This window comes from Rathayibacter sp. VKM Ac-2926 (assembly GCF_022815565.1).
Taxonomy (GTDB): domain Bacteria; phylum Actinomycetota; class Actinomycetes; order Actinomycetales; family Microbacteriaceae; genus Rathayibacter; species Rathayibacter festucae.
Map to the genome: position 1 here is coordinate 195,913 of NZ_JALGRS010000008.1, position 11,180 is coordinate 207,092.

Consider the following 11,180-nt stretch of genomic DNA (forward strand, 5'->3'; position numbering starts at 1 on the left):
GCGGCGACCGGGCCAGGGCGGGTCCCGCCAGCGACTAGGCTCTCGGGCATGACTTTTTCCGTGGCGGTGGCCGGAGCGAGCGGGTACGCGGGCGGCGAGCTGCTCCGCCTGCTCGCCGATCACCCCGAGTTCGAGGTGCGCACGGTCACGGCGCACTCGAACGCCGGCCAGCCCCTCGCCGCGGTGCAGCCGCACCTGCGCTCACTGCGCCACCTCGAGCTCGTCGACACGACGACCGAGAACCTGGCGGGCCACGACGTCGTCTTCCTCGCCCTGCCGCACGGCAAGTCCGGCGAGATCACGGCGACGCTCCCCGACGACGTGCTCGTCGTCGACTGCGGCGCCGACCACCGGCTGACCGACGAGCAGGACTGGGCCGACTACTACGGCGGCGAGTTCGCCGGCGCCTGGCCCTACGGGCTGCCCGAGCTGATGCTGCCCGGCACCGGCAGGCAGCGCGACGTGCTCGCCGGGGCCCGCCGCATCGCGGTGCCCGGCTGCAACGTCACCGCGATCACGCTCGGCCTCGCGCCGGGGCTGCACGCCGGCGTGATCGAGGCCGCCGACCTGGTCTCGGTCCTCGCCGTCGGCCCGTCCGGGGCGGGCAAGAGCCTGCGGACCGATCTGCTCGCGAGCGAGCTGCTCGGCTCGGCGCACGCCTACGGCATCGGCGGCGGGCACCGCCACAACCCGGAGATCCGGCAGAACCTCGCGCTCGCCGGTGCCGGTCCCGTCTCGATCTCGTTCACCCCGATCCTGGTGCCGATGTCGCGGGGCATCCTCGCGACCTCGACCGCTCGGCTCACGCCGGGCGTGTCCGCGCGGGAGGTGCGCGCCGCGTGGGAGTCGGCCTACGCCGACGAGCCCTTCGTCCAGCTGCTGCCGGAGGGGACCTTCCCGCGCACGGCCGACACCGTCGGCGCGAACACGGCGCTGATCGGGGTCGCCGTGGACGAGCGCGCCCGCCGCGTCGTGGTGGTCACCGCGCTCGACAACCTGGTCAAGGGCACCGCCGGCGCCGCGATCCAGTCGACCAACATCGCCCTCGGTCTCCCGGAGACCCTCGGCCTGAGCACGAACGGAGTCGCGCCGTGAGCATCACCGCCGCAGCAGGATTCGCCGCGGCCGGCGTCGTCGCCGGTCTCAAGTCGACCGGCGCCCGCGACCTCGCCCTCGTGCACAACCTCGGCCCGCTGCAGAACGCCGCGACGGTCTTCACCAGCAACCGCTGCAAGGCGAACCCGGTGCTCTGGAGCGAGCAGGTCATGCGCGACGGCGTCGTCTCGGCGATCGTCCTCAACTCCGGCGGCGCCAACTGCTACACCGGCGCCGCGGGCTTCCAAGTCACCCACGCGACGGCCGAGGCCGTCGGCGGGAGCCTGGGCGTCTCAGCCGGCGATGTGCTCGTCTGCTCCACCGGTCTCATCGGCGATCAGCTCGACCTCGGCAAGCTGACGGCCGGGGTGACCGAGGCGTCGGCGGCTCTTCCGGGCGCGACCGGTCCGGAGGCGGGCGAGGACGCGGCCCGCGCGATCATGACGACCGACACCGTGCCCAAGCAGGCGACCGTCCGCTCCGAGCAGGGCTGGACCGTCGGCGGCATGGCCAAGGGCGCGGGGATGCTCGCTCCCGGGCTGGCGACGATGCTCGTCGTGATCACCACCGACGCGGTCCTCGACTCCTCCGAGCTCGACACCGCGCTGCGGGCGGCGACCCGGGTCACCTTCGACCGCCTCGACTCGGACGGCTGCATGTCGACGAACGACACCGTGGCGCTGCTGGCGAGCGGCGCGAGCGGGGTGCGCCCCGAGGCGGCCGACTTCACCGCCGCGCTCACCGACGTCTGCCGCGATCTCACCCTCCAGCTCCAGGCCGACGCCGAGGGCGCCGCGCACGACGTCGCGATCCGGGTGCTGAACGCGGCGACCGAGGACGAGGCCGTCGTCGTCGCCCGCGCGGTCTCGCGGAGCAACCTCTTCAAGGCCGCGATCTTCGGCAACGATCCGAACTGGGGCCGGGTGCTGGCCGCGGTCGGCACCACCGATGCGCAGTTCGACCCCTACGGCATCGACGTGGCGATGAACGGCGTGCAGGTCTGCCGGGCCGGCGAGCCCGACGCGAGCCGCGACCTGGTCGACCTCGCCCCGCGCAAGGTCTCGGTCGACATCGATCTGCACGCCGGCGACGCCACGGCGACGATCTGGACCAACGACCTCACCCACGACTACGTCCACGAGAACTCGGCGTACTCCAGCTGATGGCCGACGAGAATCCGAGGGGCTCCGAGAACCCGGTGAGCACCGGGAACCCCACCGAGGCCGAGGCGCTCGCGCTGCACGACGCCGTGGCCGTCAAGGCCGGCACCCTGATCGAGTCGCTGCCCTGGCTGCAGCGGTTCCACGGCAGGACGATGGTGATCAAGTTCGGCGGCAACGCCATGGTGTCGGAGGAGCTCCAGCGCGCCTTCGCGCAGGACATCGTCTACCTGCACTACGCGGGCATCCGCCCGGTCGTCGTGCACGGCGGCGGCCCGCAGATCTCCGCGATGCTCGACCGGCTCGGCATCGCCAGCGAGTTCCGCGGCGGCTACCGGGTGACCAGTCCCGAGGCGATGGACGTCGTGCGGATGGTGCTCACCGGCAGCATCAGCCGCGACATCGTCCGCCGCATCAACGAGTACGGGCCGCTGGCCGCCGGCATCTCCGGTGAGGACGCGGGCCTCTTCGTCGGTCGCCGCCGCGGCGTCGTCCTCGACGGGGTCGAGCACGACCTCGGCCTGGTCGGCGACGTGATCTCCGTGGATCCCGCGGCCGTCCTCGCCCAGCTCGACGCCGGCCGCATCCCGGTGGTCTCCTCGATCGCCCCTGACTCCGACGACCCGACGCAGTCGCTCAACGTGAACGCCGACGCCGCCGCGGCCGCGCTCGCCGTCGCCGTCGGCGCCGAGAAGCTCGTGATCCTCACCGACGTCCCGGGTCTCTACGCCGACTGGCCCGACCGCGGCTCGCTCGTCTCGCACATCGCGTCCGACGAGCTCGCGGCGCTCCTGCCGTCGCTCGAGTCGGGGATGATCCCCAAGATGACGGCCTGCCTCGACGCGGTCCGCGGCGGCGTGCCGAAGGCCGCGATCATCGACGGCCGCGTTCCGCACTCGATGCTGCTCGAGGTCTTCACCTCCGAGGGCGTCGGCACCGAGGTCGTCGCCTCGGCCGACCCCCGCGACCGGGAGCGAACGTCGGGCCGCTGACCACCAGCGGCCCCGGCTCCGAGCGCCGCCCCGACGGGGTGCGCGCACCGACGGCCCTCCCGGCCGGACCGCTTCTGCTCGAAAGGCTCGACATGTCCACCGATACCGCTCCCGGCGGCCCCGCGCCCGAGGTCCCCGCCTCCGATCCCGCACCCGTCTCCACCCGCACCGCCGAGGCCCGCGACCGCTACGCCGCCGCGATGATGCAGACCTTCGCCGCTCCGCTCGCCGTCCTCGAGCGCGGCGAGGGCTGCCGGGTCTGGGACGTCGACGGCCGCGAGTACCTCGACTTCCTCGGCGGGATCGCGGTGAACTCGCTCGGCCACGCGCACCCGGTCTTCGTCGAGGCCGTGAGCCGCCAGGCCGGCGCGCTCGCGCACGTCTCCAACTACTTCGCCACCGCTCCGCAGATCCGGCTGGCCGAGAAGCTCCGCGAGCTCACCGGCGCGGGCGAGGCGGGCCGCGTCTACTTCGCGAACTCCGGCACCGAGGCGAACGAGGCGGCCTTCAAGCTCGCCCGCCTGCACACGGCCGGCGGCCGGCACCGGATCCTGGCGCTGCAGAACGCCTTCCACGGTCGCACGATGGGCGCCCTCGCGATGACCGGCAAGGCCGCGATGCGCGCGCCGTTCGAGCCGATGCCCGGTGGAGTCGAGCACATCGAGGCGACGGTCGAGGCCCTCGAGGCCGCGATCGACGAGTCGGTCGCCGCGCTGATCGTCGAGCCGATCCAGGGTGAGGCGGGCGTGATCCCGCTGCCGGACGGCTTCCTCGAGCGGGCGCGGCAGCTGACCCGGGAGCGGGGCGCCCTGCTGATCGTCGACGAGATCCAGACCGGCATCGGCCGCACCGGCAGCTGGTTCGCCTACCAGCGGGCCGGCATCCTCCCCGACGCGATCACCCTCGCCAAGGGGCTCGGCGGCGGCTTCCCCGTCGGAGCCCTGGTCACCTTCGGCGCGGCCTCCGAGCTGCTGCAGAAGGGCCACCACGGCAGCACCTTCGGCGGCAACCCGCTCGCGACCGCGGTCGCCGGCGCGGTGATCGGCGAGATCGAGCGCGCCGACCTGCTCCGGAACGCCCGGGAGCGCGGGGCGCAGCTGACCGCGGGTGTGCTCGGCCTCGGCTCACCGCTGATCGCCGGCGTGCGTGGCGCCGGTCTCCTGCTCGGCATCGCGCTCAGCGAGCCCGTCGCCCCCCGGCTCGCCGCGGCCGCCATGGCGGAGGGACTCATCGTCAACGCGCCGAACGAGTCCAGCATCCGGATCGCTCCGCCCCTCATCATCACCGCCGCCGACGTCGACGAGTTCGTCGCCCGCTTCGGCCGCGCGGTGCAGGCGCTCGACGCCTGAACGACCCGACCTCCTTCCCCGATCGAAAGCGAACCGCAGCCGTGACCCGCCACTTCCTCCGCGACGACGACATCACCCCCGCCGAGCAGGCCGAGATCCTCGATCTCGCCCTGGAGCTCAAGCGCGACCGCTTCTCGCGGACGCCGCTCGCCGGCCCGCAGACCGTCGCGGTCATCTTCGACAAGTCCTCCACCCGCACCCGGGTGTCCTTCGCCGTCGGCATCGCCGATCTCGGCGGCAGCCCGCTGATCATCTCGACGGCGAGCAGCCAGCTCGGCGGCAAGGAGACCGCCTCCGACACCGCGCGCGTGCTCGAGCGCCAGGTCGCGGCCATTGTCTGGCGCACCTACGCGCAGTCCGGGCTGGAGGAGATGGCGGCGGGCACCCGCGTCCCCGTCGTCAACGCGCTCTCGGACGAGTTCCACCCGTGCCAGCTGCTCGCCGACCTGCTGACGATCCGCGAGCACCGCGGCCGCCTCGCCGGCCTCACGCTGACCTTCTTCGGCGACGGCGCGAGCAACATGGCGCACTCCTACCTGCTGGCCGGCGCGACGGCGGGGATGCACGTCCGGATCGTCTCGCCCGCGGACTACGCTCCCGCTCCGGCCGTGCTCGCGGACGCCCAGCGCATCGCCGCCACCACCGGCGGCTCGGCCACCACCACGACCGACCCGGCCGCGGGCGCCGCCGGCTCGGACATCGTGATCACCGACACCTGGGTGTCGATGGGCAAGGAGGAGGAGAAGGCCGCGCGGGTCGCCACCTTCCGCGACTACCGCGTCGACTCGGACACGATGGCGGCCGCCGCGTCCGACGCGCTCTTCCTGCACTGCCTCCCGGCCGACCGCGGCTACGAGGTGACCGCCGACGTGATCGACGGCCCGCAGAGCGTGATCTGGGACGAGGCGGAGAACCGCCTGCACGCCCAGAAGGCCCTGCTGGTCTGGCTCCTCGAGCGCGCCGGCACGCCCGACGCCGCTCAGTAGACTCGACAGCCGACCCCGAGGAGAACCATGACGGAACGACCCTCCGCCCGCGCGGGCGAGGCCGGCGCGCTCTGGGGAGGCCGGTTCGCCGGCGGCCCGTCGCCGGAGCTGGCCGCGCTCTCGAAGTCGACGCACTTCGACTGGCAGCTCGCCGAGTACGACATCGCCGGCTCCCGCGCGCACGCCCGGGCCCTCGCGACCGCCGGCTACCTCGACGACGCCGAGCTGACCGGGATGCTCGACGCGCTCGAGCGCCTGCGCTCGGCGGTGGTCGAGGGCCGCTTCACCGCGGACGACGCCGACGAGGACGTGCACGGCGCACTCGAGCGCGGCCTGATGCTCGAGGCGGGCCCGGAGCTCGGCGGCAAGCTGCGCGCCGGGCGCTCGCGCAACGACCAGATCGCGACCTTCGTGCGGATGTACCTCCGCGACCACGCCGCCGTCATCGCCGAGCTGGTGGTGCAGCTGATCGACGCGATCGCCGCCCAGGCCTCCGCCCACCCGGCGGCGATCATGCCCGGCCGCACGCATCTGCAGCACGCGCAGCCGGTGCTGCTCGCTCACCACCTCCTCGCGCACGCCTGGGCGCTGCTGCGCGACCTCGAGCGGCTGCGCGACTGGGCGGTCCGCGCCGACGTGTCGCCGTACGGCTCCGGTGCCCTCGCCGGCTCGACCCTCGGGCTCGACGCCGAGGCGGTCGCCCGCGAGCTCGGCTTCGCCGCGAGCGTGCCCAACTCGATCGACGGCACCGCGAGCCGCGATCTCGTCGCCGAGTTCGCCTTCGTCAGCGCGATGATCGGCATCGACGTCTCGCGGATCGCGGAGGAGATCATCCTCTGGAACACGCGCGAGTTCGCCTTCGTCACCCTCGACGACGGCTACTCGACCGGGTCGTCGATCATGCCGCAGAAGAAGAACCCCGACATCGCCGAGCTCGCGCGCGGCAAGGCGGGTCGGCTGCTCGGCAACCTGACGGGCCTGCTCGCGACGCTGAAGGCGCTCCCGCTCGCATACAACCGCGACCTGCAGGAGGACAAGGAGCCGGTCTTCGACTCGGTGACGACGCTCGAGGTGCTCCTCCCCGCCTTCAGCGGGATGATCGCGACGCTGACCTTCCACACCGACCGGATGGCCGAGCTCGCCCCGCAGGGGTTCTCGCTCGCGACCGACGTCGCGGAATGGCTGGTCAAGAAGCACGTGCCGTTCCGCGACGCGCACGAGATCACCGGAGAGCTGGTCAAGCTCGCCGAGACCCGGGGCCTCGGTCTCGAGGACCTCGACGACGAGGCGCTGCGCTCGGTGTCGCCGCTGCTGACGCCCGACGTCCGCTCGGTGCTCAGCATCGAGGGCTCGGTCGCCAGCCGCGACGGGGTCGGCGGCACCGCACCCGACCGGGTGGCGGAGCAGCTCGCGCAGCTGACCGAGCGCGTACGCGTCGTCCGGTCCGCCCTCCGCGGGGACGCGTCGTGACGCTCCAGGGCCCGCCCGGCGACGACGGCCGTCCGCCGCTGCCGCCGTGGCAGCAGCGGACCCTCGTCATCGTCGCGGGCGTCGTGATCATCGCGGTGATCATCGTCACCGTGGTCTCGGGCCAGAGCTTCTTCTAGGGATGCCGGAGCCGATCGACCTGTCGCGCTCGGCCGTCGAGGTCGCTCCCGATCTGCTCGGAGCGGTGCTGCTGCACCGCACCGACGAGGGCGTCGTCGGCGTCCGGCTGACCGAGGTCGAGGCCTACCTCGGACTCGGCGAGGACCCGGGTTCGCACGCGCATCGGCGCCGGTCGCCGCGGAACGCGCCGATGTTCGGGGAGCCGGGGACGGTCTACGCGTACTTCACCTACGGCATGCACACCTGCGTCAACCTGGTCTGCTCCCCGGCGGGCACGGCCTCCGCGGTGCTGCTCCGCGCGGGCGAGATCGTGGCGGGGGAGGAGCTGGCGCTGCTCCGACGCGGACCGGTCCGCCCGAGGGACCTCGCCCGCGGTCCGGCGCGGCTCGCCAAGGCGCTGGGGGTGACCCTCGCGGAGTCGGGCGATCCGATGGCTCTCTCCTTCGAGCTGCTGCCGCGCGAGTCGCCGGTGCCGATCGAGTCGTCCGCCCGGACCGGGGTCTCCGGCGAGGGCGGCGACGCCGCCTTCCCCTGGCGGTTCCTCATCGCCGGCGACCCGACCGTCTCGCCGTACCGGCGCGCGGTGGCGCGTCGTCGCCCAGAGACGGGCGGCGGTCAGCCCACCAGGTAGAGCCGCGCGAGGATCCCGAGCGCCGCGGACCAGGCGAGGCTGGCGAGCGTGCCGATGATGAAGCGCTCGCGTGCCTCCGGGGACGCCAGCTCACTGAAGCGGCCGACGCCCTTGACGGCGACGATCACGGCGACGCCCTCCGGCAGACCGCTGAGCAGGGCGCCCGCGGTGGCGATCCGCTCGAGCACGCCGATGGTGGTGCCGCCGCGCAGCACCTCGATCGGCTGGCCGATCGCGGTCGGAGCGACCCCGGGAGTCCCGGGACGCTGAGCGGCGGCGATCATGATGCCGCCGTGCGCGCCGCTGCGGGAGTCGGTGGTCGCGAGATCGAGGGTGAGCAGGACCACCGGCCCGCCGCCGAGGACCGCGAGTGCGAAGGCGAGCACCACGACGGCGAGAGCGAGTGCCGGGGGAGCGGAGGCGCCGGCCACGCCGGTCAGCAGGAAGGCGGCGGCCGCGGCGCCGATGCTGATCCAGCCGAGCGAGGGGCGGCGCAGGCGCACCGCGAGGACGGCGCCCGTCACTCCGGCGAGGAGCACCAGGAGCACGCCGGTCCAGGAGGCGGACTGCGCTGCGACGGCGAAGGTCTCGGGCAGTGCGGTGCGGAGTGCCGTCATCGGGGTGTCCTCTCGGAAGCGGAAGCGGAAGCGGAAGGGTCGCTGGTCTCCGTGGAGCCGTGCGCCGACGGGTCGGCGCTCGCCGCCGCGTCGGGGTCGAGCGTACGGTCGACCACCGTCAGCAGCCGGGCGAGGGCGTCCCGTGCCGGTCCGTCGGCGCGCGCGCTCGCGGTCCGCACCCGGAGGCTGACCGCCTGGGGGGAGACGGCGAGACGCTCGGCCGCCTCCTTCTGCGAGAGCCCCGCGTCCAGGAGGTCGACGATCTCCCAGCCGGCCGGGGTCCGCGAGTCCCGGAGGTGGAGCAGCGGATCGAACAGAGCCTGGGCGTCGCCGACCGAGGGGAAGGCGTCGTCGGGGGAGCCGTGGCCGGACGGATCGGAGCCGGAGGCATCGGGATCGAGGGAGAAGCGGGTCGCCCGTCCCTTCGCCGCCTCGACCGCGCGTCGCGCCGCGAAGTACGCCGCTCCGCGGGCGGCGCGGGTGGTCCGCGGCAGCGGCCGCTCGATCGCGCCGATTCCGAGGCCGATGCTCCAGTGCCCGGAGCGGTGGAGTGCGAGGACCACGGAGACGACGGCCTCGGCGCGGTCGAGCACGAACTGGAACTCGTCGCCCGCGGTGCGCTCGGGAGGGAGCACGAAGGACGACTCCTCCGATTCGAGCAGAGCGGCGATCGCCTGCTCGACCCGGTCGTCGTCGTGACGACTGTCGCGCTGATCGGCGGTGATGACGAACACGATGACCTCCTCGATCAAGTATCAGGGCTTGATGCCGTGCGATCAAGCTTCCGGACTTGATCAGGCGCCGGGCGAGCCGCCGGCCTCGCGCTACCCTGGACGGGTGACCGATCAGGACTCCCGCGGATCCGCGACCATGCCGTCGCTCGATCCCTCGTTCGAGAACGTCTGGGACGAGCTCCTCTGGCGTGGCGCGATCCACGTGTCGACCGACGCGGCAGCGCTGCGCGAGCTCCTCGCCGGAGACCCGATCACCTACTACTGCGGCTTCGACCCGACCGCGCCGAGCCTGCACCTGGGCAACCTGGTCCAGCTGATCGTCCTCCGCCGGCTCCAGCTCGCCGGGCACCGGCCCCTCGGTCTCGTCGGCGGATCGACCGGGCTCATCGGCGACCCGCGGCCGACGGCGGAGCGGACGCTCAACTCCCGCGAGACGGTGGTCGAGTGGGTGTCCCGCCTGCAGGCGCAGGTGTCGCGGTTCCTGTCGACCGAGGGGGAGAACCCGCTGCGGCTGGTGAACAACCTGGACTGGACGGCGCCGCTGTCGGCGATCGACTTCCTCCGGGAGATCGGCAAGCACTTCCGCGTGGGCACGATGCTCAAGAAGGACGCGGTCAGTGCCCGCCTGAACTCCGACGCGGGGATCAGCTACACCGAGTTCAGCTACCAGATCCTGCAGGGGCTGGACTACCTCGAGCTCTACCGCCAGTACGGCTGCGTCCTGCAGACGGGTGGCAGCGACCAGTGGGGCAACCTCACCAGCGGGACCGATCTGATCCACCGGACGGAGGGGGTCTCGGTGCACGCCATCGGGACGCCGCTGGTGATGAACTCCGACGGGACGAAGTTCGGCAAGAGCGAGGGCAACGCCGTGTGGCTCGACCCGTCGCTCACCAGCCCGTACGCGTTCTATCAGTTCTGGCTCAACACCGACGACCGCGACGTGGCGGCCCGGCTGAAGACCTTCACCTACCTGCCGCGCACGGAGATCGAGCGGCTCGAGCAGGCGAGTGTGGAAGCACCGTTCAAGCGCGAGGCGCAGCGCGCGCTCGCGAGCGAGGTCACCACCCTGGTGCACGGGGAGGCGGTGACGGCCTCGGTGATCGCGGCCTCCTCGGCGCTCTTCGGTCGCGGATCGCTGGAGGGCATCGACGCGGGGATCCTGCGGGGAGCGCTGCAGGCGGTGACGACGGTCGAGGCGACCGCGGCGACTCCGGTGGTGCAGGCCTTCGTGGAGGCCGGACTCGTCGCGAGTCTCGGCGAGGCCCGCCGGGCGATCGGCCAGGGCGGTCTCTCGGTGAACAACGCCGCGGTGTCGGACGACGCCGCCGTGCTCGGCGACCTCCCGCTGATCGACGGGATCGCCGTGCTGCGCCGCGGCAAGAAGAGCTTCGCCGGCGCCTTCGTCTCCTGACGCGGACGCGGTCCGCCCCGCGAGGAGCCCGGATCGCGACACGCCCGGGCGACGAGCGATTTGCAGGGCCGCGAAACCTCGACGTAATGTAACTCCTCGTCAGCCCAAAGGAGCGGACAGCGAGAGTCGGATGCAGAGCATCGTGACCCGCCGGCCCCCCTCAAGCGATGACCATCCCCTCGCTCTCAAGCCTGTTAGAGATTCGTCTCTTGATGGCGGCGGATCGCGAGCGTAAGATGCAAAGCCTCCGCGGGACCCAGGTCCTCGGCTTCGGTGCACGGCCTCGGCTGCGCACGATGACGGCGAGACGATCTCCGGATCCGACGCTGAGCATCACGAAGACGCCGACTTGACACGGCCTGCGGATGTGCTAAGTTAGTCGAGTTGCCACGGAGGCGATCGGGACTTCGGTTCTGATCAGCCTACCCGGTCTCGGCGACACGAACAAATCGAACGGCCCGCCTGAATCATGCCGGCTTTCGATACAACATCTTCGATCACTTCCGTTGTGAAGCAACTCTTCTGGTGTGGAGGCGGGATGTGTCCGATTCTTGAGAACTCAACAGCGTGCACTATGTTCAATGCCAAATTTAT

The 11,180-nt window shown here is 72.5% G+C and carries 11 protein-coding genes; 9 read left to right on the forward strand and 2 right to left on the reverse strand.

The window, feature by feature from the left end:
- Nucleotides 1-48 precede the first annotated feature (48 nt).
- The 8 genes from argC to MT351_RS13235 all read left to right on the forward strand — a co-directional run bounded on the left by argC (nucleotide 49) and on the right by MT351_RS13235 (nucleotide 7,821).
- Nucleotides 49-1,095 (forward strand): N-acetyl-gamma-glutamyl-phosphate reductase, encoded by a 1,047-nt coding sequence (gene argC / locus MT351_RS13200; protein WP_132438233.1) that lies wholly within the window; start codon nucleotides 49-51, stop codon nucleotides 1,093-1,095.
- Nucleotides 1,092-2,258, forward strand: a complete 1,167-nt coding sequence (gene argJ / locus MT351_RS13205; RefSeq protein WP_123737170.1) for a bifunctional glutamate N-acetyltransferase/amino-acid acetyltransferase ArgJ — start codon at nucleotides 1,092-1,094, stop codon at nucleotides 2,256-2,258. The genes argC and argJ overlap by 4 nt, the downstream gene beginning before the upstream one ends.
- A gap of 35 nt (nucleotides 2,259-2,293) precedes the next feature.
- Nucleotides 2,294-3,247 carry an acetylglutamate kinase gene (gene argB, locus MT351_RS13210; RefSeq protein WP_243582383.1) on the forward strand — a complete coding sequence of 318 codons (954 nt, stop codon included), beginning with the start codon at nucleotides 2,294-2,296 and terminating at the stop codon, nucleotides 3,245-3,247.
- 92 nt (nucleotides 3,248-3,339) lie between these two features.
- Nucleotides 3,340-4,596 (forward strand): acetylornithine transaminase, encoded by a 1,257-nt coding sequence (locus tag MT351_RS13215; RefSeq protein WP_132438231.1) that lies wholly within the window; start codon nucleotides 3,340-3,342, stop codon nucleotides 4,594-4,596.
- Nucleotides 4,597-4,637: 41 nt separating this feature from the next.
- Nucleotides 4,638-5,582, forward strand: coding sequence for an ornithine carbamoyltransferase (gene argF / locus MT351_RS13220; protein ID WP_127887041.1), 945 nt, complete (start codon nucleotides 4,638-4,640; stop codon nucleotides 5,580-5,582).
- Between the two features lie 27 nt (nucleotides 5,583-5,609).
- A complete protein-coding gene (argH, locus tag MT351_RS13225) occupies nucleotides 5,610-7,052 on the forward strand; it encodes an argininosuccinate lyase (protein ID WP_132438230.1) in 1,443 nt (480 codons plus the stop codon).
- Complete coding sequence (locus MT351_RS13230) at nucleotides 7,049-7,189, forward strand: hypothetical protein (RefSeq protein WP_165909213.1); 141 nt, start codon at nucleotides 7,049-7,051, stop codon at nucleotides 7,187-7,189. Before argH ends, MT351_RS13230 begins: the two co-directional genes overlap by 4 nt.
- Nucleotides 7,190-7,191: 2 nt before the next feature.
- Nucleotides 7,192-7,821, forward strand: coding sequence for a DNA-3-methyladenine glycosylase (locus tag MT351_RS13235; RefSeq protein WP_132438229.1), 630 nt, complete (start codon nucleotides 7,192-7,194; stop codon nucleotides 7,819-7,821).
- On the opposite strand, the gene MT351_RS13240 is transcribed toward MT351_RS13235, so the two are convergent.
- Both MT351_RS13240 and MT351_RS13245 read right to left on the reverse strand, forming a co-directional pair.
- Complete coding sequence (locus tag MT351_RS13240; protein ID WP_243582384.1) at nucleotides 7,806-8,438, reverse strand: hypothetical protein; 633 nt, start codon at nucleotides 8,436-8,438, stop codon at nucleotides 7,806-7,808. The genes MT351_RS13235 and MT351_RS13240 overlap by 16 nt on opposite strands.
- A complete protein-coding gene (locus MT351_RS13245) occupies nucleotides 8,435-9,172 on the reverse strand; it encodes a DNA-binding protein (protein WP_243582385.1) in 738 nt (245 codons plus the stop codon). The genes MT351_RS13240 and MT351_RS13245 overlap by 4 nt, the downstream gene beginning before the upstream one ends.
- Before the next feature lie 136 nt (nucleotides 9,173-9,308).
- On the opposite strand from MT351_RS13245, the gene tyrS reads away from it, so the two are divergent.
- Complete coding sequence (gene tyrS, locus MT351_RS13250) at nucleotides 9,309-10,586, forward strand: tyrosine--tRNA ligase (protein WP_132438303.1); 1,278 nt, start codon at nucleotides 9,309-9,311, stop codon at nucleotides 10,584-10,586.
- Nucleotides 10,587-11,180: the final 594 nt, after the last annotated feature.